This is a genomic window from Tenacibaculum larymnensis (assembly GCF_028829235.1).
Lineage (GTDB): Bacteria > Bacteroidota > Bacteroidia > Flavobacteriales > Flavobacteriaceae > Polaribacter > Polaribacter larymnensis.
In genome coordinates this window covers 155,278-175,601 of record NZ_JAIWJY010000005.1, presented here as the reverse complement: position 1 = coordinate 175,601, position 20,324 = coordinate 155,278, and the positions used below count along the sequence as shown (strand labels likewise).

Annotated in this window: 20 protein-coding genes; 2 read left to right on the top strand and 18 right to left on the bottom strand. The window is 33.1% G+C overall.

Annotation, left to right across the window (positions count from 1 at the left end):
- Positions 1-192: 192 nt before the first annotated feature.
- The 14 genes from LCI24_RS09550 to LCI24_RS09485 form a co-directional block, all read right to left on the bottom strand.
- Positions 193-729, bottom strand: coding sequence for an HD domain-containing protein (locus LCI24_RS09550; RefSeq protein WP_274640178.1), 537 nt, complete (start codon positions 727-729; stop codon positions 193-195).
- Between the two features lie 107 nt (positions 730-836).
- Positions 837-2,189 (bottom strand): caspase family protein, encoded by a 1,353-nt coding sequence (locus LCI24_RS09545; protein ID WP_274640177.1) that lies wholly within the window; start codon positions 2,187-2,189, stop codon positions 837-839.
- Positions 2,190-2,466: 277 nt separating this feature from the next.
- On the bottom strand, positions 2,467-3,045 hold the full coding sequence (locus tag LCI24_RS09540; RefSeq protein WP_274640176.1) for an NAD(P)H-dependent oxidoreductase: 579 nt from the start codon (positions 3,043-3,045) through the stop codon (positions 2,467-2,469).
- Between the two features lie 5 nt (positions 3,046-3,050).
- A complete protein-coding gene (locus LCI24_RS09535) occupies positions 3,051-3,392 on the bottom strand; it encodes a hypothetical protein (RefSeq protein WP_274640175.1) in 342 nt (113 codons plus the stop codon).
- 58 nt (positions 3,393-3,450) lie between these two features.
- The gene (locus LCI24_RS09530) at positions 3,451-4,032 is read right to left on the bottom strand and encodes a Crp/Fnr family transcriptional regulator (RefSeq protein ID WP_274640174.1); all 582 of its coding nucleotides are present in this window, start codon (positions 4,030-4,032) and stop codon (positions 3,451-3,453) included.
- A 76-nt stretch (positions 4,033-4,108) separates the two neighbouring features.
- On the bottom strand, positions 4,109-4,840 hold the full coding sequence (locus LCI24_RS09525; protein ID WP_274640173.1) for a GNAT family N-acetyltransferase: 732 nt from the start codon (positions 4,838-4,840) through the stop codon (positions 4,109-4,111).
- The gene (locus LCI24_RS09520; protein WP_274640172.1) at positions 4,837-5,286 is read right to left on the bottom strand and encodes a DMT family transporter; all 450 of its coding nucleotides are present in this window, start codon (positions 5,284-5,286) and stop codon (positions 4,837-4,839) included. Before LCI24_RS09520 ends, LCI24_RS09525 begins: the two co-directional genes overlap by 4 nt.
- 51 nt (positions 5,287-5,337) lie before the next feature.
- Positions 5,338-5,940 (bottom strand): Crp/Fnr family transcriptional regulator, encoded by a 603-nt coding sequence (locus LCI24_RS09515; protein ID WP_274640171.1) that lies wholly within the window; start codon positions 5,938-5,940, stop codon positions 5,338-5,340.
- Positions 5,941-5,955: 15 nt separating this feature from the next.
- Positions 5,956-6,900 carry an XdhC family protein gene (locus LCI24_RS09510; RefSeq protein ID WP_274640170.1) on the bottom strand — a complete coding sequence of 315 codons (945 nt, stop codon included), beginning with the start codon at positions 6,898-6,900 and terminating at the stop codon, positions 5,956-5,958.
- 6 nt (positions 6,901-6,906) lie between these two features.
- Positions 6,907-7,281 (bottom strand): hypothetical protein, encoded by a 375-nt coding sequence (locus LCI24_RS09505; protein WP_274640169.1) that lies wholly within the window; start codon positions 7,279-7,281, stop codon positions 6,907-6,909.
- Positions 7,282-7,401: 120 nt separating this feature from the next.
- A complete protein-coding gene (locus tag LCI24_RS09500; RefSeq protein WP_274640168.1) occupies positions 7,402-9,654 on the bottom strand; it encodes a xanthine dehydrogenase molybdopterin binding subunit in 2,253 nt (750 codons plus the stop codon).
- Between the two features lie 8 nt (positions 9,655-9,662).
- Positions 9,663-11,060, bottom strand: coding sequence for an FAD binding domain-containing protein (locus LCI24_RS09495; RefSeq protein ID WP_274640167.1), 1,398 nt, complete (start codon positions 11,058-11,060; stop codon positions 9,663-9,665).
- 145 nt (positions 11,061-11,205) lie between these two features.
- Entirely contained in the window at positions 11,206-11,976 is a 771-nt protein-coding gene (locus tag LCI24_RS09490) for a zinc ribbon domain-containing protein (RefSeq protein ID WP_274640166.1), read from the bottom strand.
- 3 nt (positions 11,977-11,979) lie between these two features.
- On the bottom strand, positions 11,980-13,074 hold the full coding sequence (locus LCI24_RS09485) for a Nif3-like dinuclear metal center hexameric protein (RefSeq protein WP_274640165.1): 1,095 nt from the start codon (positions 13,072-13,074) through the stop codon (positions 11,980-11,982).
- A gap of 102 nt (positions 13,075-13,176) precedes the next feature.
- Between LCI24_RS09485 and lpxK the strand changes: the two genes are divergently transcribed.
- On the top strand, positions 13,177-14,211 hold the full coding sequence (gene lpxK, locus LCI24_RS09480; protein WP_274640164.1) for a tetraacyldisaccharide 4'-kinase: 1,035 nt from the start codon (positions 13,177-13,179) through the stop codon (positions 14,209-14,211).
- Here the strand turns inward: lpxK and LCI24_RS09475 are convergent.
- The 4 genes from LCI24_RS09475 to LCI24_RS09460 all read right to left on the bottom strand — a co-directional run bounded on the left by LCI24_RS09475 (position 14,208) and on the right by LCI24_RS09460 (position 18,721).
- On the bottom strand, positions 14,208-16,193 hold the full coding sequence (locus tag LCI24_RS09475; RefSeq protein WP_274640163.1) for a GTP-binding protein: 1,986 nt from the start codon (positions 16,191-16,193) through the stop codon (positions 14,208-14,210). The genes lpxK and LCI24_RS09475 overlap by 4 nt on opposite strands.
- Positions 16,194-16,232: 39 nt before the next feature.
- The gene (locus LCI24_RS09470; protein WP_274640162.1) at positions 16,233-17,294 is read right to left on the bottom strand and encodes a mannose-1-phosphate guanylyltransferase; all 1,062 of its coding nucleotides are present in this window, start codon (positions 17,292-17,294) and stop codon (positions 16,233-16,235) included.
- Positions 17,295-17,301: 7 nt separating this feature from the next.
- The gene (locus LCI24_RS09465; protein WP_274640161.1) at positions 17,302-17,889 is read right to left on the bottom strand and encodes a SprT-like domain-containing protein; all 588 of its coding nucleotides are present in this window, start codon (positions 17,887-17,889) and stop codon (positions 17,302-17,304) included.
- Positions 17,890-18,040: 151 nt separating this feature from the next.
- A complete protein-coding gene (locus LCI24_RS09460; protein WP_274640160.1) occupies positions 18,041-18,721 on the bottom strand; it encodes an SDR family NAD(P)-dependent oxidoreductase in 681 nt (226 codons plus the stop codon).
- Between the two features lie 74 nt (positions 18,722-18,795).
- Between LCI24_RS09460 and LCI24_RS09455 the strand changes: the two genes are divergently transcribed.
- The gene (locus LCI24_RS09455) at positions 18,796-20,079 is read left to right on the top strand and encodes a metal-dependent hydrolase family protein (protein ID WP_274640159.1); all 1,284 of its coding nucleotides are present in this window, start codon (positions 18,796-18,798) and stop codon (positions 20,077-20,079) included.
- The last annotated feature ends 245 nt before the right edge of the window (positions 20,080-20,324 follow it).

Genomic DNA, 20,324 nt, shown 5'->3' with positions numbered 1-20,324 from the left:
CGGTAAGGGGAATGATACTCCTTGCCTAAGGGGAGTGACTCTCCCATAGTAAGGGGAGCTATTTTAAACAGTGGTATATGCTACCGTGTAGAAAAATGTTAGTAAAGAAATGTAGTTTAAAGATATGGTAGCAATTTTTGTGAGTAGGGGGAATTGGCTACTTATACTAAGGGTTGGTAGCGTGGAATGTTTTTATTTAATATACTTTTTGTATTCAGCAATTTTATTTTCTAACCTTTTATTTAAATATTCATTCTTGTTATTTAGTGTTTCATTAATTACGATAGCTTCAGATAAATAGTTTTGAATTTTATCTTTTTTCCAATGTTTTGGTGGTTCTTGAAGGTTTGTAATTCTGTCTGCTAATTTTACCATTCCAACTTCTTTTTCAAGTTTGTTTATTCGGTTCAAGCTGTCTGTCATTTTCTCTTTTTTAGAATCAAGATTTTTATTTTTAGTCAATGCTTGAACTCCAATAGCAACTTTTTCTCCAAACATGTTCAATAACTCTGAAAAGTCAGTATCAGTATCTTCTAATGTATCGTGGAGTAGCGCTAATTGAACAGCATAATTCAAATCGAAATTGTTATTTACATTATATGCTAAGATTATCTCCATAGCAACGTTAGAGATATGTAGCAAATAGTTAGAGTTTGTTCCAGGAACTTTTTGATTTTTATGTTTTTCTCCAGCAAATTTTATTGCTTTTTGATAGAGTTCTTGTGTCATTTGAGGTGTTTTCTATTTAGAGAAGGGTTTTTTAGTGTGCTATTGTTCAAAAGGATAAAAAGTAGGCGAGAAAAATCAATGAATTATATATGGTGTTAGAGCCAGTTTTATGACAACTCACTTTTTAAAACATTTAATAATTTTTCTCTATTGTCCTTATAAAGAAATGGTGATATATTACCATTTTTAAAAGATAAATCAAGAAATAAAATTCTTCCGAATATATTCTCAATTTTATCTCTTTTTTCAAACTTTATATTTGATTGAGTATTCATAATCATTTGACTAATAAAATAATCTCTGTAAAGTGATTCAATACTCAATTCAAGTTGTGATAAAAGCTGCTCGTGATTTAGGATTTCATCAAGTTCTTTTTCGAGGTCTTTCTCTTCATCCCTCAATCTTGCAGCATCGTCATATTTTTGCTTTTTTACTGCTTCAATTTTTGTTTTTCTAACCTCAAGTATTTCATCGTATTTTTCGAGATACTTTATAGGTAAGCTATCATTTGATGAAATGTTTTGAGAGACATAAACTCTCTGAATTTCTAGTTCTTTGAGTAATTCTTTATTTAGAATATTATTTAAACTTTCTTTTTCTTTTCCTAATCTTCTGATAGTACCAGCTTTATTTTCATTTTCTGCATCCTCAATTCTTTCTTCTAATTCATAATTAGCTTCTATCAACTTCAAAAGTTCTTCTCTTTCAGAAAAGTCTTTTGCTTTTTCCTTTGATAATTTTATTTTCTTATCTGATTTCTTTCGATTGAAAATAAATTCTCCACCTTTATGTCCAAAAGCTTGTAGCGGTTCTCCTCTTGGAATTTGCTCAACTTGCCCAGAGACCTCTGAAACTATCCTATTGGATAATTCAGATATGCTTAAAGCTGATGTATTCTCATTTAGTATTTTGATTAAAGATTCAGCAAATGGGCTGTTCTTTCCTGGTTCTCCATCAGAAACGGGTTCTAATCTTCCAGAAGTGATAGCCCATTTAGAAGGGATTTTGTCTAACTTTTCTTTTGATGTTTCGATTTTCCTATATGGTGTGAAAACGCTACCAGAAAAACAAGAATCTGAAATGAGTAAAATATGATGAGACTTTAAAGCCTTTACATAACTGAATAGAGTTGAATAAGGTAAATATGTAGCCTTTGAATAAGGTGTTGCTTCTTGAGGTAGAATGTATCCCATTTGAAGTAAATCATCAAATTCTCCGTGCCCAGAAAATAGAATTATTAAATTATGACTTTCGTCTTGAGTAGAAAGAAAGTTTTCTAATTCGTTTGTAATATTTTCAAGGGATGCTTCTTCGTTTAATAAGGTCACTATGTTTTCTTTATTAAAGTCGTATTTTTCAGTCAAGACCTCAATGATATTATTAATATCCCTTACTGCATTATTCAGTTTCGTGCAATTTTGATAATTGTCTATTCCAATTGCTAATATATAGTTACTCATTTTTTTTAATTGGCTAAACTAGTTTATATACATAATAAAATTACTGTTATATTCTTTTTACGGTAGGATATGCGGAACTTTTAGCAATTTTATTAACACTCTCAAATATAAAAAAATAAGATAAAAAAGAGTAACTTTTTTATCAGGTCAACACACGAAGCCTAATCGGGTCAACACACGAAGCCTAAGGAAAGTGATACCAAACAATAAAAAGATTACATATCGTATTGTGTAGAAAAATGTTTGTTAGCATCTTGAATGGATAATAGAGGTACTATTACTTGTTCATTTTTCCAAGAGTTGCTACTTTTTTCAACCATTTAGCTCTAAACTTTTCTTTTGAGAGTCTTATAGGACCAATAGTAGTAATTCGCACTTTTTTTATTCCTATATAGTTTAATGTTAGCTTTTTCATTGCATTATGGCTTGGGCTTCTATAAAACCATTTATAGTACCATGCAGGTTGGTCTAACGTACAAATTATTCTGGCTGTTTTTCCTGTAAAACATTTATCCCACCATAAAGACTTTTCTCTTTTTTTAAAAGCAAAGCCAGGGAGTAAAACCCGATCTAAAAAACCTTTCATAATTGCAGGTACTGAGCCCCACCAAATAGGGTATACCAATACTAAGTGGTCTGCCCACTTTATTTTTTCTTGTGCTTCTAATAAGTCAGGTTCAAGTTCTGTTCGTTTTCGATAGCCAAATTGAAGGTTAGGGTTAAAGTTTAATTCTCGGATGTTGATTTCTTGTACTTCAGCAGTCGATTTCTTAGCGCCTGTTTTATAAGCTTCAGAAAGGGCATAATTAAAACTTTCCTTGTCTGGTTGTCCGTTTATAATGAGTATTTTCTTCATTTATCTTAAAAAATAGGTTTTAATGTTGCTTCAAATTGAGAACCTGTTAAGTTTTCTGTTTTGAAAAACTTATACAGTATAAAACAGGTAGGTATTGTTAAAAAGGCAGTACAAATTACAAAAGTGCTTAGGCTACAAAAAATGCCTAAAATTTGGGTGCTAGCTTCTCCTATATAAGAAGCGATATTGTTTTGCGGATTCTTAAAGTACATATGAACCGATAAGGCATACTCATAAAACCGAATTGAAGTTTCGTAGATTAACCAAGCAGGATAAAACCACTTTCTAATAGGCTCCCACCATTTTCCCCAGATTGACTTTAGTTGTTGTTTGTTGTTATCTTCCATTGTTATTGTATTTGTTAGCAAAATTGCTGTAAATGGAAGGCTTATCATTTGATATAAATCAAATTCGTTTTTTGGGGTTTCTTATCCTGCTCAACGTTTCAAGAGTTATTCCTAAATAAGAGGCAATATGTGTAAGGGGAATTCTGTTGGTTATAAAAGGATAAATACTTAGCAGGTGTTTATACCTTTCTTCTGCTTTGTTGAATTGAATGGTGTATAATCGTTCGCAAAGCCCTAACATGGTTTCAGTGACTATCTTACTAATTAAGCGTTCAAAGTCGTGATGCTTTTGAGAAAGCTTATCAACCGTATCTTTTGAAAATTCTAAAACGGTTGAATCTTCAATAAATTCAACATAATGCGGACTTGGTTCATTGCTAAAAAAGCTAACGATGGAAGCCATAAACTGATTTTCGAAAGTAAACCAATCAGAAATGTCTTTACCATCTTTTAAGTAATATGCTCTTGAACATCCTTGTACAATGAAAAAGACTTTTTTTGAGAATTGCCCTTCTCGTACAACAATGTCTCCTTTTTTATATGCACAAACTTTTGAACCGGCAATTAATTCTTGTTGACACTCAGTAGATAGCGGAGTGTAAGTTTCCTCAATTGTTTTAAAGACTTCTTTATAATTCATCCTCTCTCATTAGTAGCTTCAAACCTACTATTTTTTTACTAAGTTCAAAAGTTATGTGTGTTAATATGCTGTACTTTTAAGAAGGATTGACAATACCATAATTTTTCATTAAAAAGTCTAAAGAAAACCCTAATTTTAAATACATTTCTTTTGCCATTTTAGAGGCTTGTAATGTAGCTAAGGATAAGTTGTTGTCAATAGCTTTATTCAATGTATGGCGCATAATTTCGGTAGCAAAACCTTGTTTTCTTTTTTCAGGTATAATACCCAAACTATGTAAGCCGGCAACAGTATTAGTAGTGTATAAAATTACGGTGCCTATAAGTTCTTGTTCAAAATAAACAAGATAGTAGGGTATGGTTTCTTTAGTTTTTAAAATGGTTGCTGTACTTATTTCGTAATTAAAGGCTTTAAAAAAGGCATTGCTCCAAACATCAGCTTCTTTTGTGTTTTCTACTCTTTTAAAATCGATGTGTCTTTGAGTTTCAAACTTTTCTTTTAGTTCTAAACTCATTCCATATTGAGTTGACTTTAACTGGATTTTACCGTCAAGCTCCATATTGTTTTCTTGATTGGGAAGTGTAAATAAAGAAAATGTAAAACGGTTGTCTTTACTAATCATTTGCTGTTGTATCTCCTTTAGCTGATTAGCAGAAGGAGAGAGGTTAGTCCAAATTCTATTGGGCCATTTAGCATTTTCAATATAAGCGCTTTCAAAAGATGTTTCTTTATGGTAACCTTGGTATGGAGCCGCAGCAGACTTCCATAAAGAGGTTAAGTTGTTTATGTTTGATACTACTTTTTTCATTTTGAGTTGATTAAAATAATACTAATTGCCATGAAAATAATCCCAATACATTTTTTGGTAGTTATAGGCTCAACAGGCAGGTTTAACCAACCAAATTTTCCTGCGAATAACGAAAAAATCAATTGACCACATAGACCAAAAGCAATCATTTTTGAAATACCTAGCTTTGGTATGGTGTAAAAATAAAGAGAAATACCAATCATGCTAAAAAGTCCGCCAATGAACCATAAATACCAAGGTACTTGTTGCGCTATAGTTAGTTGAATACTTTCTTTTTTAAATAGAAATATGAATAAGCATCCAAAAATAGCGCTGGCTATAGAAGTGGCTATAACAGCAATAACAGGTTGTTTTACAATAGTACCTAGTTGCGTATTAAATCCTGCTTGAACAGCTAGTGATACTCCACCAATAAAGGCCAAAAAGTATAAAAAGAATATTTTCATACTGCAAAGATGGAAAGGAAATAAAACTTTTTTCTTTACATATGTTGATTGCTACACACTTTTTTTAATGCTTTTACGAATTCGGCTTAACTGAGTGGGAGTAATGCCTAAGTGTGAGGCGATATAGTGTAATGGTATTCTATTTTCTATGTTAGGGTTAGCGTTTACAAAATCAAGATACCGTTCTTTAGCTTCTTTTAAAACAATATCAATTTCTCGTTTTTCTTTATCAATTACCCAGTTTTTTTCAAGATAAGCGATGTAAAAGTTTTGTAAATCTTGGTTTTCCTTAATAAGTTGTCTGTATACATCATACGGAAAGCTAATAACTGTAGAATCCTCTATAACTTCTAGAGAAAATTGAGAAGGTGTGTTGGTAAGTGATGATACTACAGAACCTATAAAACTACCTGATAAAAAGATATTTTTATGATATACCGTACCGTTTTTATGTAAAAAACACGATACTACAGCTCCTTTGTAAAGTACATGAACGTGTTTTGAGATTTTACCAAAAGGTAATAGGGTGGTTCCCTTTTTTAAATCATGAATTTTTGCAGCTGAAAACAAAGAAGAAATTGCTTCGTTACTCACCGTAGCATAACGATTTAAAACGCTTGTTAAAAAGGTTTTATATTCATTTGGTTGATCCATTACTCTTTATACGGTTTAAGTGTTTTTTATTTGTATGATTTGTGCCGCAATACTTACCGCTATTTCCTCAGGGGTTTCACTTTTTATAGAAAGTCCAATAGGTGCTTGTACTTTACTCAATTCTTTTTGAGTGAATCCTTCGTTTTGCAGAACTTCCCACATCGTTTGTAGTTTTGCTTTGCTACCTAAAACACCTAAAAATTGATAGTTATTTTTAAGGAGCTTACTCAATACCAACTTGTCATCAGTATATTTATTGGTCATAATAGCTACATAGCTTGAAGAAGATTCTTCTATGTAGTTTTCAATATCGTTATAATCAATAACCTGTTTTTTATGAGCAGTTTGATTGTTTTCTAATGTGTTGAGGTTTTCTCGATTGTCAAAAACTACCACATAAAAACCTAGCTTTACAAAAAGTTCAGAAACAGCAACGCCTACATGTCCACCACCAACAATATACAGGGTTTCTTTAAAACCGATATGTTCTTTAAAATACCAATCTTCTTTCGAGTTGATGTCATACTCAAACTGACTTTCTAGAATATCAGGAGTAAAATCAAATAGGATAGGAGATAAGTGTAAAGTTCCTTTTTTACCGTGCTGTAAAGAAGAAATAATGGTTGATATTATTGAACGATGCTTAGTGTCTAAGCAATGAAAAGCAACTGTTTGTTCACCAGAACAAATCATACCCGAACCATTTTTGATATTTCCTTTATGAATTTGTTTTTTACTAAACGTTGGTGGATTCTCTTGTTGTAATAGTTGTTTTGCTTCTTCAACAAGCGCAAATTCCATAACACCACCACCTACAGAACCGTAAATAAAACCATCTTCAGTAATTAACATTTTAAAACCTTTTCTACCTGGAGAACTACCAAGGTTTTCAATTACCGTTAGTAGGTATACCTTTTGCCTATGTTGAAGTTTTGTATATAACTGTTGCCAAAATTCCATAAACGTCTAATTAAAAATGGTTTCGCTTAGTGCATAATAAATAGCCATAAGAGCTGAGAATATAGCACTTGCTAAAAAACGCCAATCGAGTTTTACTTTGTTTTGAATGATAAAATTAGCGATAAACGAAATAGGGATGTTCACTAAAAACGACCAACAAGCAACTATGAATAAGTTACTGGTTATTTGGTCAAAATTTCCAGAAAATAACTTGATAAACAGCAAATGCCTAAAAATCCAAAGCGGATTAAAGTAAGCAATGGCTAATATTGTTTTCGCTATAGTTCTTTTGAGTCCGCTATTGTTGGCTGTCTTTTTTTCTATCCAATTAAAATAATTAGGGATTTCAAAAGCATAAACGGTAGCACCAATAAGTACCATTCCGAGGAGTCTGTATATGGAAAACTCGTTTAGTAATAGGGATGCAATGGTATCTCCAATGCTATAAATTAACGCACCCCTAAATATATTTTGTTTGGTGTATTGTAGTTTGATAAGCTTTTATTTTTCATACAATCCCATTAATACTTTTTCAGGTGTAAAAGGAGCGTGGAATTTTAATTTATAATTAGGGTTAAAGGCTTTCACAGCTTGCTGGATGGCAAAATACGTTCCAATACCATACATTAATGGAGGCTCACCAACTGCTTTCGATTTTTTAATCGCCATTTGATTCCCTTCCGTTTTTAACGGAATGGTTTCTATTGTTTTGGGAGCTGAGAAAATATCAGGTACCTTGTAAGTAGACAACGCATTCGAAAGCAAGCGGCCATCATTATTATAGGCAATTTCCTCTAAGGTCATCCAGCCGATTCCTTGTGCTAATGCACCTTCAACTTGCCCTAAATCAATACCCATATTCATACTTTTACCAAAGTCGTGTACAATTTTTACGCTGTCAATTTCATAATTGCCACGGACACAATCTACAGTAACCGTTGTGATGGCAGTACCATACACATGGTAGGCAAACGGATGTCCTTTTTCTTTGGTCTTGTCAAAATGAATTACAGGAGTAGCATAATGGGCATTTTCAGACAATGCTACACGACGCAGCATCGCTTGAGTAATTAAAGCTTCCCATGTTAACTCTGATTTATGATCATTTGTAAAAACAAAATTCTCTTTAAAGGAGATGTTTTCTTTTTCAGTAGAAAGCATGTCAGCGGCAACTTTTGTTAGTCGTTCAACTAACGAATTACAAGCCATTTCAACAGCTTTCCCGTTGAGGTCGGCAGTAGAACTCGCAGCTGAAGGTGAGGTGTTGGCAACACGCGTAGTGTTAGTTGTTTCCAGTTTAACCTTATCTGCCGAAACTCCTAAAACACTTTGTGCTACTTGCAACATTTTAGTGTTTACACTTTGTCCCATTTCCACAGCAGCTGTAGAGACGCCAACACTTCCATCTTGATAAATATGTATCAATGCACGTGCATGGTTCATTGGAGTATTGGTAAATGAAATACCAAAGGCGATAGGCATTAATGAAACCCCTTTTTTGTAATGGTCATTTTTACTGTTGAAATCCGCTACTTCTTGTTCTAGCTGTTCAAATTGATATTGTTCTTTTGCACTAAACCATGAATTTTGTGCTTGTACTTCGGTAGCAATTTGTCCGTAAGAAAATTCATCATTTTCAGCTAATAGATTAGCTTCTTGAATTAATCTTTTATTGATTCCGATTTTATCAGCAGCATCTGCAATAGCACTTTCAATAACAAACATTCCTTGCGGACCACCAAAACCACGAAAAGCGGTGTTGGGAGGTAAGTTGGTTTTACAGCTATACACGGTGGTATGTACATTGGGTACAAAGTAACTATTGGTAGCATGAAACAAAGTTCTCTCGGCAATAGCAGGAGATAAATCGGCTGCAGCACCAGAGTTTTGTAAGAACTCAGCTTCAAAAGCTTTTATTTTTAGGTCTTTGGTCAGACCAATTTTATAAAATGATGAATACGGATGACGTTTTCCTGTCATGCGTAAATCGTCATGTCGATTCAGCATATATTTTACTGGACGATTCAAATGTTGTACAGCTACAGCTGCCATAACTGCCCATGGAGTAGCTTGGTCTTCTTTTCCTCCAAAACCACCGCCTAAACGGATGACATCTACCTCAATTTTATGCATTGGAACACCCAACACTTTCGCAGCTGTTTTTTGAACAGCGGTAGGGCCTTGAGTTGATGAGGTGATTTTTATATTTCCGTTTTCTTGTGGGACTGCATAACAACCTTGAGTCTCCAAGTATAGGTGTTCTTGTCCATTAGAAAAAGTTTCGCCCTCAAACACATATTCACATTCGCTAAATGCGTTTTGAGTATTTCCTAAGTTAAATGAGCGAGGAGCATTGATAAAACTACCTTTTTCTTTGGCTTCTTTAGCGGTTGTAATTACTGGGAGTTCTTCAATGTCTATGGTAATTAAGGTTCTCGCTTTTTTAGCAATTGCTTCATTTTTAGCTACGATAAAAGCAATAGGTTGCCCCCAAAAATGCACTTCATCTTCTGCCCACAAAGGTTCATCAGGAATAATACCTCCAATTTGATTTTCTCCTAAAACATCTTTATAGGTAAATATTTTTACAACGCCGTCTAAAGCTTCGGCTATAGAATAGTCTACCGACTTTATTTTTCCGTGTGCTTTTGGCGAGTCAAAGACTAATCCGAATAAAGTATCTTGGCGTAGCATTAAATCGTCAACAAATAACGATTCTCCTCTAACATGTGTAAAACTGTCTATGTTTTTCATCGTTTTCATTAGGCAATTAGTTTTTTAAGTTCAACTTGATTAGGGAATAGCTCTAAAAAGTGAGCAAAAAATAACTGTCTTGCCAACAATCGCTTATAGTCAGCAGCTCCACGAACGTCGCTGATAGGAGAAATTTCTGATTGTAAAATAGCTTCTGCTTCTTTGATGATTTCAGAACTGATTGCTTTTCCTGCTAAAAAGGCGTTGGTTTTGTATAAATACTTCGGAATTGCAGCTACACCTCCTAAAGAAAAATGAGCATCTGTAATTGTGTTATTTTTTAGTGTTATTCTTCCTGCGGAATTTACACTTGCAATGTCTAAATGCGTTCGCTTGCTTACTTTTTCGAAATTAAAATTGTCTTCTGCCTGCGGAACTTTAAATGTTATGGACTGTAAGATTTCGCCTTCTTGTAAGTCGTATGTTTTGTAGTCTTGATGAAACTCTTGAAACGGAATTTGTCGCGTGTTTCCATCTTCTTTCTGAATGGTTAATGTTGAGTTTAATGCTAAAAAGAAAATAGACATATCACCAATAGGTGAGGCGTTTACAAAGTTACCTCCAATGGTTCCCATATTTCTGATTTGCTCTGAAGAAACAAGTTTTAAAAATTGCTTGAGTTTAGGGAAAAGAGTTTGCAATTGTTTACTTTCTGAAATTTCGGTAACGGTTGTATTAGCACCCAACGTACAAAACCCTTCAGTAAAAGATATTTCTTTTAAAGCATTTTTATCGGTTAATAAATGTACATTTTCTTCAGCCAATGTATCTGCATGCTGTACGTATATATCGGTTCCATTGGCTACTTTTATACCTGATTTTTCGAAGTTTTTTGGTTGTAATTGAGCTAGTTTTTCTGGGATAGTTACAAAATAATTAGGAATAAAACCTTCCTTGATTAACCAGTCGATTTGCTGGTTGTTATCTTTTTGTTGCAGTTTTTGTTCTATTTCAAAACCTGCTTTTTCAATCGATTTATAACCTGTACAACGACAAATATTTCCACTAATAGCATCGTTACATGAGGTTGTTTGCTTGTCGTCAAGAGCATAACCAGTCATAGAAACTACAAAACCAGGGGTACAAAACCCACACTGAGTAGCATAATTGTCAGTCATCGCTTTTTGAACAGTGTTTAGTTCTTTGGGTAAATTAATTCCTTCTACCGTAACAATATGCTTCCCGTTAGCATTTCCTAAGGGAGAAATACAAGAAGTTATACTTTGGTAGCTAAGTTTATTATCTTTTAATTCACCAATTAAAACAGTACAAGCTCCACAATCGCCTTCACGACATCCTATTTTTGTACCTTTTAATTGTTGATGTTCTCGAATAAAGTCGAGTAAGGTAATACCAGCGTTTGCTGTAGTTTTTATTACCTGATTATTTAATATAAATTGTATCATAAGCAGAATGCAAGATACGAAAATGTAACGTTAGGTGAAAAGTGAGGAGCTTTGATTTTTAATTGTTACTAATTTCATAATTGAAAATTTATAACAATAAAAAAGCCTCCAAATTGGAGGCTTTGTATATATTTTAAGAAAAATATTAAGCAAATAAGCTGTCAATTTTTTCTTTTTCTTCTTGTGCTAAAGCTGGATCTACTAAAATACGACCACTGTGCTCATCAATTGTAATTTTCTTACGGTTTGCAATTTCTAATTGCACCTGTGGTGGAATAGTAAAGAAAGAACCTCCAGCAGCTCCACGCTCAATAGCAACAACTGCTAATCCGTTTCTTACTTTAGTTCTAATTCTTTTGTATGCTGTTAACAAGTGTTTGTCAATAGATTGAGAAAACTCTTCAGACTTTTCTTTTAATAATTGCTCTTCTTTCTCAGTCTCTTTTAAGATAGCGTCTAATTCACCTTTTTTGTGAGCTAAATGTGCTTCTTGTTGAGCTAATTTTTCTTTGGTATTATCAATAACCTCTTTCTTTTGAGCAATTTTAGCTTTGTATTCTTTAATTCTCTTTTCAGATAATTGAATTTCTAATTCTTGATACTCAATTTCTTTAGATAAAGAGTCGAATTCACGGTTATTACGAACATTTTTTTGTTGTTCTTCGTACTTAGTAATTAAGTTTTTAGATTCTTCAATAGCTAACTTTTTGTTACTAATATCAGTTTCTAAATTTTTAACATCCTCAGCTAAATTAGAAAGTCTTTTGTTTAATCCGGCAACTTCATCTTCTAAATCTTCAACTTCTAAAGGTAATTCACCGCGAACGTTTCTAATCTCGTCAATTCTAGAATCGATTAACTGTAAATCGTATAACGCTCTTAATTTTTCTTCTACCGTTACTTCTTTTTTTGCCATCTGTTAAATATAGTGTATTGGATTTGTACTTTTTTCGCTTAAAATAATTGCAAAAATACTAAATTTTTTGCTAAGATAATCAACTAAAAGGTTTTTTGTAAACTGCTCGCTTTCATAATGCCCTACATCTGCAAGCAATATTCTTTTTTCTGCTTTAAAAAACTCATGATATTTAAAATCAGCACTAATGTAAGCATCTGCTCCAGCTCGCATCGCATTTTTAATAGCGAAACTTCCTGAACCTCCTAATACAGCTACCTTTTTAATAGGTTTGTCGAGTAATTCAGAATGTCTAACACAGCCTGTTTTAAAGGTTTCTTTTACAAATAATAAAAAGTCTTTTTCATTCATAGCTGATGGAAGTTCTCCAATCATACCCATACCCACATGTTGATTTTGATTGTCTAAGGTTATAACTTCATAGGCAACTTCTTCATACGGATGATTCTTAAACAATGCTGAGAGTATTTTTCCTTCTAAAAAAGAGTCGAAAGTTACCGTAATACAGGTTTCTTCTTCAAACATGAGTTCTCCTTTTTTACCTATAGTAGGGTTAGAGTTCTCGTTTCCTTTGTAGCTTCCTTTTCCTTCTGTATTAAAAGAACAGTTGTCGTAATTACCAATGTTTCCTGCACCTGCTTCAAATAATTTGTTACGAAGGTTGTCAGCATTTTGAGAAGGAACATACGTTGTTAGTTTTTTAATGATTCCTTTTTTAGGAATTAAGGTTTTCATGTTTTCTAAACCTAAAACTTTTCCCATTTTTGCTGAGACACCATTATTTACATTATCTAATGCAGTATGAGTAGCATAAATAGCAATGTTATTTTGAATAGCTTTTAATACAACGCGTTCTACATAATTGTTGCCGTTAATCTTTTTCAATCCGCTAAATACAATAGGATGAAAACTTACAATAAGATTACAGTTTTTAGCAATTGCTTCATCTACAGTTTCTTCAAGGGTGTCTAGCGTAACTAAAACTCCTGTAACCTCAGTACTGTAATTACCTATTAATAAACCAACGTTATCAAAATCTTCGGCATACGAAAGCGGTGCTAATTGTTCAATATAGTTGGTGACGTCTTTTATTTGCATTTGGGTACGTTTTCAAAATATTACTATAGCAAAGTTACAAAGTAGAAAAATGAAAATAAAAGTATCCTGTACATTAATACTTAAATTGTTACTTTTGGTGTAATGAAGTTACTTCGATTTTTATTGTTTCCGTTTGCTGTTTTGTACGATGTCATTACGAGAATTCGTAATTGGTTTTTTAATATAGGTATTTTAAAATCAACTCCTTTTGATATCCCTGTGATTGCTGTTGGAAATTTAAGTGTTGGTGGAACAGGAAAATCTCCGCAGATTGAATATTTGATACGTTTGTTGAAGGATAATTATAAAATAGCGGTGTTAAGTCGTGGTTATAAACGTAAAACAGAAGGATTTCAACTGGTAAATGATATGCATACCGCAGAAGATGTTGGTGATGAACCACTACAGTTTTACAAGAAATTTAAAAATGATATTATAGTGGCTGTGGATGCTGATAGAACAAACGGAATTCAGCAGTTGTTACAGAATGATAATCCACCACAAGTAGTATTGTTAGATGATGCTTATCAACACAGAAAAGTAACTGCAAGTAGTTATATTTTACTGACTAAGTATAATGACTTATATTTTGAAGATTTTGTATTGCCAACAGGGAATTTACGTGAAAGTAGGAGAGGAGCTAAAAGAGCAAAGGTGATTGTAGTGACTAAATGTCCTGAGAATTTACCGAAAACTGCACAAGAAAAGATAGTGCGAAAGATAAATCCGAAGTCGTATCAAAAAGTATTTTTTACAACGATTGCTTACGATGAAAATTTAAAAGGAACAGATGATAAATTAGCAATTGCTGATTTGCAGCATAAAGAGGTATTGTTAGTGACGGGAATTGCGAATCCGACCTCATTATTAAACTTTTTAAAGGAAAAGAAAGTAGGTTTTAAACACCTAAACTTCCCAGACCACCACAATTTTACTCAGCAAGATATAGAGAATATTAAGAAATCTTTTGAAGAGTTACCATCTGAACAAAAAATAATTTTAACTACTGAAAAGGATTATATGCGTTTAGAAGGTAAAATTGACGGACTAAATTATATTTCTATAAAAAGTAAGTTTTTAGGAGAAGAGAAAACTTTTGATTCTTTGGTGTTAGAAGAAATAAAAAAGAAGAATTAAATCACTCGTTCGTCTGCCTTATAAGCGCCACGACGATGCAATATCCATTGGGCTTCGTCTAATGGATTTACTCCTTTAAAATCTCTGGATTTACCTTCTCCTTCAGGACATGTGTCATAGCCATGAAAAACCATTCGCAAACGTATACGACCACTACAAAGCGTATTTAATTTAATGCTTAGGTCTAAAGAAGTAGCTACAGGAATTGTTCCTGTAAGATGCATCATTTCATTTTGAAAAGTAGGAGAGTTGATTGTTGCTCTTCTCGTTGTAAGTTCAGAAATAATTTTACTTAAAAACTCTTCATTGGTTTTTATTTCAAAGCGAACTAAGGGTTCTAACAAATGAGTTCCACCAGCTTGTAAACCTTTCATAATTCCCATTGGAGTAGCTAAATTAAAATCACCAGGTCTAGAGTGTACATTGTGGTCTTCTCCTTTAATCAATGTTATTTTTACATCGGTAACTTCCCAACCTAATAATCCTTGTTCTAAGGCTCTTGGAATCGTTCTAGCTATTTCGTTTTGATACTTGTTATGGATGTCATTTTTAGATACAATAGATTGATAACTAACACCAGAGTTTAAGGGAGCTGGCTCAATTAAAAAAGTCATAATAGCCCAACAAGGTTTAGGCATCCAGTAGCGAATATAACCTTCTGCAGCTTTACTGATGGTTTCTTTGTATACAATTTGAGGTTCGGTAAAACGAACAGGAATTGAAAATCGTTCCAGTAATACATGGGTTAGTACCTCTATTTGCATATCGCCCATTAGTAATAATAAGAGTTCCTTTTCAGGTTTATGCCATTTGAATTGAAGGGTAGGATCTTCTTTGTCAATGATCTGTAATGCTTGTGCTAAGGTATTATAATCTTTATCATTATCAGGTAGTACTTGAACACTTAAAACGGGTGTGTTTAATTCGGGTAATTTTGGAATTCCTTCGGGATTACCTAAAATATCTCCAGTTTTTGTGTCAACGACCCCAGTAATAATTCCAATATCACCAGTTTTAATGGTAGCGTCAATATGTTTTGTATGATGGAAAACTTTTGATTGGTTTATTTTAGTTTCTAAAGCTTGGGTGTGGTTGTAAATAACCGATTTAGAGGATAGCTCACCAGAAAATACTTTTACATGTGCCATAACACCATGAATTTTATGATGCTCTATTTTATAAACATAAGCAGAAGCCTCTTGTGAAGTGTTATTTTTGTCTGGTTTGATAAAACTTGTTAATCCGTCTAGTAACTCTTTTACACCGATGTTATTTTTAGCAATTCCTGTAAATACAGGTGATATTGAGGCTTTTGAGGTGTTTTTTATAATAGCTTTGATGTAAGTTTCATCAGTAATAGTATTGCCATTTAAGTATTGCTCTAACAAACTTTCATTGGTTTCAATTAACTCTTCTAAAAAGGTTTCTTTTTGTTCTTTGGTTACTGAACTGTTATTAAAAACAGGACTGATGGATGTAGTATCTAATCCTTCATCATGAGCAGTGTAAATGGGAGCAATTTTAAATTGAAGCTCATTTTTTATTTGATCTAAAACACTCTCTGTATCTGCACCTTGTCGGTCAATTTTATTGATGAAAATTATTGTAGGGATTTCTAGCTTTTGCAAAGCATCTGTAATGGTTAGGGTATGTGCTTGCACACCTTCAACTGCCGAAATTACCAAAACAACCGCATCTACCACACATAATGTCCTTGCAACTTCACTCGAAAAATCTACGTGTCCAGGAGTATCAATTAAGTTAACTTTGGTGTTATTCCAAATAAAAGAAGTAGTTGTAGCTTTTATGGAAATTCCACGTTCTTTTTCCAAAGCTAAACTGTCAGTAACAGTTGAGCCTTTATCTACACTTCCTATATTTCTTATGGTTCCTGTATGATATAGTAAATGTTCTGTTAAGGTAGTTTTGCCAGCATCAACATGTGCTAAAATACCAATGTTAAGAATGTTGGAATATTCCATTAATCAATAATGTGTTAAAGAAAAGAGAGGAGTAACTTATTAAAATTTTTCTTTTGCTTTTGTTCGTAGTTGCTTTATATCTTGCTCTTCTTTACGTGGACAAATAACCAAAACATCGTCTTTTTCAACCACAATAAAATCTTGTAACCCTTGAATCACTACTTTCTTGCCATTTTGAGTGCTAATCATATTTCCGTTAGCGTCTTTAAAAATAGTATTAGCTCCGACTGTTGCATTCTGTTGATTGTCTTTACCTAGTTTGTTGTATAAAGAACCCCAAGTGCCTAAATCGTCCCAACCAAAATCTACAGGCAGTACATGTACTTTTTCTGAACGTTCCATAATTCCGAAGTCGATAGAAATGTTTTCACACTTTTCATAGTTGTTCTTTATAAAATCGCCTTCAAGATCGGTGTTATATACATTATTTTCATTGTCTAAAATGCTAACCATTTCAGGGAGGTACTTTTTAAAAGCGTCTAAAATACTTGAGGCTGACCAAACAAAAATACCGGCATTCCACAGATAATCACCACTTGCTAAAAATTGCGTAGCTTTTTCAATGTTTGGTTTTTCGGTAAAGGTTTTTACTTTTTTTATTTCAGAAGAATTTTCTTCAAACTGAATATAACCATACCCTGTATTGGGATGATTTGGTTGAATTCCTAAAGTCATTAACATGTCTTCTTTAGCACAAACCTTAAAAGAAGTCTCAATATTCTTAATAAATTCAGTTTCGTTTTCTATCCAATGATCCGATGGAGCAACTAACATCACTGCATTTTTATTTTGCTGATGAATTTTTAAAGCAGCATATAAAATACAAGGAGCAGTATTACGCATTACAGGTTCAAGTAATAGCTGTTTGTTGTTAATTTCAGGAAGTTGTTCTAATACTAATTCTTCGTAACGTTTATTAGTGGCAATTAAAATATTTTCTGCTGGAATTAATTGATTAATTCTGTTGAAGGTTTTTTGTAACAAAGACTCTCCAGTTCCTAATAAATCATGAAATTGCTTAGGGTACTTTTCAGTACTTACAGGCCAAAGGCGAGAACCTACGCCACCCGCCATAATTACTGCGTAATAATTAGTATTCATACAAGTATTATTTGTTTAAAGCTACTAGTTTCACTTCTGCATTTTGGTTGAATAAATATACACGCTTGTTTTCTAAATTTAAACATTCATAGCGTGTTCTTCGTTTATCACCTCTTTTGTATAGTTTATCCTTGAATTGAAAAACGCTTCCATTAGGTATTTCAAAGATAAAGTTCTTTCCGTCTTCTGATTTTCCACCTCGCAACGCCAGTGATAAATTTACATCAGCATCGGTACTGGCTTTTGGGTTTTTTAAGTAGTTGGCTAAATATGGTAGAATGTTTTTTGGATAAATTTCGGGTTGTAAAAAAGGGAGCATTAAATGCTGAAATACTGTTTTCCATTCTTTACCGTGGGGTTGTACTCTTCCAAATTTTTGATACGTTACATGGTGCGCAATTTCATGAATTAGAGTCAGTAAAAACTGATAAGGATTCAAATTATTGTTGACCGTAATCTGCATGTGTCCATTTGGTAAGCGACGAAAGTCACCATGTTTGGTCTGACGTTCGCTTACTATTTTCAAATTGATTTTATGCTCAATAATTAAATATTCAACTAACGGAATTGCTTCTTCAGGGATGTATTTAATCAATGTTTTTTTCAAATGTCAGTTCGAGTGGTTTTTATTTTGAAATAAAATGGAAAAATAAAAATTGCATCGAGAACTAGCTAATACTTCTCGATACAATTTTCTTTTCAATTATGTTGAACGAAAATCACTCGAAGTGACAATCGTTATTTCTCTACGGAGTAGAATTAGAAACTTGTAAAACTTTACCGTTGTAATACTTATTACCTGTTAAAGCAAAATCAAAAATGTAGTTAGCCATTTCTTTAGCCGATAAAGGAGCTTCATAACCAGGGAAAGCTTCCTCCAGCATTTCTGTTTGTACAGCACCTAAGGCTAAGACGTTAAAAGCTATTTGTTGTTCTTTATATTCTTCAGCTAATAATTCAGATAAAGTAATTACTGCTCCTTTGGCAGAGCTGTAGGCAGCTAATCCAGGGAACTTCATACTTCCTTGAATTCCGCCCATGCTACTTACAGTTATTACATGACTTCCTTTTTGCATAAACGGTAAAAGGTTTCTAGTTAATTCAGCAACTGCAAAAACATTTACTCTATATACCTCTTCAAAATCTTGTGTAGTTAATTGTTCAAAAGGTTTATTAATCAGTTTTCCTGCGTTATTGATAAGAATATCTACCTTTTTCCATTCAGTAGTAACAAAACTAACCGCTTTTTCTATATCTATTTCGTTAGATAAATCAACAGAAATAGTTGTGATGTTTGAATGATTTATTTGCTCTAAAGGTTTTGTGTTTCTAGATAATGCTAATACCTGATGTCCTTGATTAGCAAACTGCTGTGCTAATTCAAAACCAATACCTCTACTGGTTCCTGTAATAACAACGTTCTTCATGTAACTGTTAAAATTTAAAAAGGCAAGCTACATAAAAATCACTACATTTATTGCTTAATCATTCTTAAATTATCATGAAAAAAAGATTTTTTTTAGCACTGTTTTTAACGATGTCGATTGTTTCATTTGCTCAGAATACCTATATATTCTGCGGAAAGTTAATTGATACGGAAAAGGGTAAAATAAATAAAGAGCAAACCATTGTAGTAAATGGAAATAAAATTATTGATGTATTAAAAGGATATGTGAGCCCTGAAAATTCAGAAGATGCTGTTATAGACTTAAAAGATAAGGTAGTGATGCCAGGGTTAATTGATATGCATGTGCATATTGAAAGTGAGCACAGTCCGAAGTCTAGGTTGGAAAAATATATTTTAAATGAAGCTGATAGAGCGTATAACTCTGTAAAGTTTGCAGAAACAACCTTACTAAACGGTTTTACCACGGTTAGAGATTTGGGAGGAACTGGAGTGAATATATCATTAGCAAAGGCAATAAAAGCTGGAAAAATAACTGGTCCACGAGTGTTTACAGCTGGGAAATCTTTAGCTACTACAGGTGGGCATGCTGACCCAACAAACGGTAGTAGTAGAGAATTAATAGGTAATCCAGGTCCGAAAGAAGGTGTTGTGAATTCGGTTGAAGATGCTAAAAAAGCAGTACGTCAACGTTATAAAAATGGAGCTGATTGCATAAAAATTACAGCAACAGGAGGTGTGTTAAGTGTGGCTAAAAGTGGGGATAATCCACAATTTAATATTGATGAAATAAAAGCGATTTGTGAAACTGCAAAAGACTACGGAATGCATGTGGCAGCTCATGCTCATGGAGATGAAGGAATGCAGCGAGCTATTATTGGAGGTGTAAAAACTATAGAGCATGGAACCTATATGAGTGATATTACCATGGAGTTGATGAAAAAACATGATGCGTACTTAGTACCTACTATTACAGCAGGAAAAGAGGTTGAGGAGAAAGCAAAAGTAAAAGGGTTTTACCCAGAAATTGTAGTTCCTAAAGCTTTAGCTGTTGGTCCACAAATACAAGGAACTTTTAGTAGAGCTTACAAAAGAGGAGTAAAAATAGCTTTTGGTACTGATGCTGGAGTATTTAAACACGGTAAGAATGGTAAGGAATTTGGCTATATGGTAGAGGCAGGAATGCCAGCTATGGAAACCATTCAATCTGCTACAGTAACTAATGCAGCATTGTTAGATATGAAAAATGAGCTAGGTCAGGTTAAAAAAGGTTTTTTTGCTGACATCGTTGCAGTAGACGAAGACCCAACTCAAAATATTCATACGATGGAAAACGTGGTTTTTGTAATGAAAAATGGAGAAGTATATAAAATGAAATAATTAGTGGAAGAAAACCTTAATTATAAGTAGCAAAAAAGGAATACTTAAGTATTCCTTCTTTTACCCTGTATAGATTCCTCAATCTATTAGTATTGCCCCCCGACAAATATTTTTATATATATTACTATTAATTTTCCTCTAAAAAAAGAGCTATTCATTACGGTTAAGAAGAATAGCTCTCAACTAACCAAACTAATTAATCTATTTATTTTATTACTATGAATGAAACAAATACACTACAAATA

Excerpts from the sequence above, each read along its gene's own strand:
- LCI24_RS09550 (WP_274640178.1), bottom strand. The coding sequence starts at position 729 with ATGACACAAGAACTCTATCAAAAAGCAATAAAATTTGCTGGAGAAAAA.
- LCI24_RS09470 (WP_274640162.1), bottom strand. The coding sequence starts at position 17,294 with ATGAATACTAATTATTACGCAGTAATTATGGCGGGTGGCGTAGGTTCT.
- LCI24_RS09515 (WP_274640171.1), bottom strand. The coding sequence starts at position 5,940 with ATGGATCAACCAAATGAATATAAAACCTTTTTAACAAGCGTTTTAAAT.
- LCI24_RS09540 (WP_274640176.1), bottom strand. The coding sequence starts at position 3,045 with ATGAAGAAAATACTCATTATAAACGGACAACCAGACAAGGAAAGTTTT.
- LCI24_RS09545 (WP_274640177.1), bottom strand. The coding sequence starts at position 2,189 with ATGAGTAACTATATATTAGCAATTGGAATAGACAATTATCAAAATTGC.
- LCI24_RS09495 (WP_274640167.1), bottom strand. The coding sequence starts at position 11,060 with ATGATACAATTTATATTAAATAATCAGGTAATAAAAACTACAGCAAAC.
- LCI24_RS09460 (WP_274640160.1), bottom strand. The coding sequence starts at position 18,721 with ATGAAGAACGTTGTTATTACAGGAACCAGTAGAGGTATTGGTTTTGAA.
- LCI24_RS09525 (WP_274640173.1), bottom strand. The coding sequence starts at position 4,840 with ATGAAAAAAGTAGTATCAAACATAAACAACTTAACCTCTTTATGGAAG.
- LCI24_RS09475 (WP_274640163.1), bottom strand. The coding sequence starts at position 16,193 with ATGGAATATTCCAACATTCTTAACATTGGTATTTTAGCACATGTTGAT.
- LCI24_RS09530 (WP_274640174.1), bottom strand. The coding sequence starts at position 4,032 with ATGAATTATAAAGAAGTCTTTAAAACAATTGAGGAAACTTACACTCCG.
- LCI24_RS09535 (WP_274640175.1), bottom strand. The coding sequence starts at position 3,392 with ATGGAAGATAACAACAAACAACAACTAAAGTCAATCTGGGGAAAATGG.
- LCI24_RS09500 (WP_274640168.1), bottom strand. The coding sequence starts at position 9,654 with ATGAAAAACATAGACAGTTTTACACATGTTAGAGGAGAATCGTTATTT.
- LCI24_RS09485 (WP_274640165.1), bottom strand. The coding sequence starts at position 13,074 with ATGCAAATAAAAGACGTCACCAACTATATTGAACAATTAGCACCGCTT.
- lpxK (WP_274640164.1), top strand. The coding sequence starts at position 13,177 with ATGAAGTTACTTCGATTTTTATTGTTTCCGTTTGCTGTTTTGTACGAT.
- LCI24_RS09505 (WP_274640169.1), bottom strand. The coding sequence starts at position 7,281 with ATGGTACTTATTGGTGCTACCGTTTATGCTTTTGAAATCCCTAATTAT.
- LCI24_RS09520 (WP_274640172.1), bottom strand. The coding sequence starts at position 5,286 with ATGAAAATATTCTTTTTATACTTTTTGGCCTTTATTGGTGGAGTATCA.
- LCI24_RS09510 (WP_274640170.1), bottom strand. The coding sequence starts at position 6,900 with ATGGAATTTTGGCAACAGTTATATACAAAACTTCAACATAGGCAAAAG.
- LCI24_RS09455 (WP_274640159.1), top strand. The coding sequence starts at position 18,796 with ATGAAAAAAAGATTTTTTTTAGCACTGTTTTTAACGATGTCGATTGTT.
- LCI24_RS09490 (WP_274640166.1), bottom strand. The coding sequence starts at position 11,976 with ATGGCAAAAAAAGAAGTAACGGTAGAAGAAAAATTAAGAGCGTTATAC.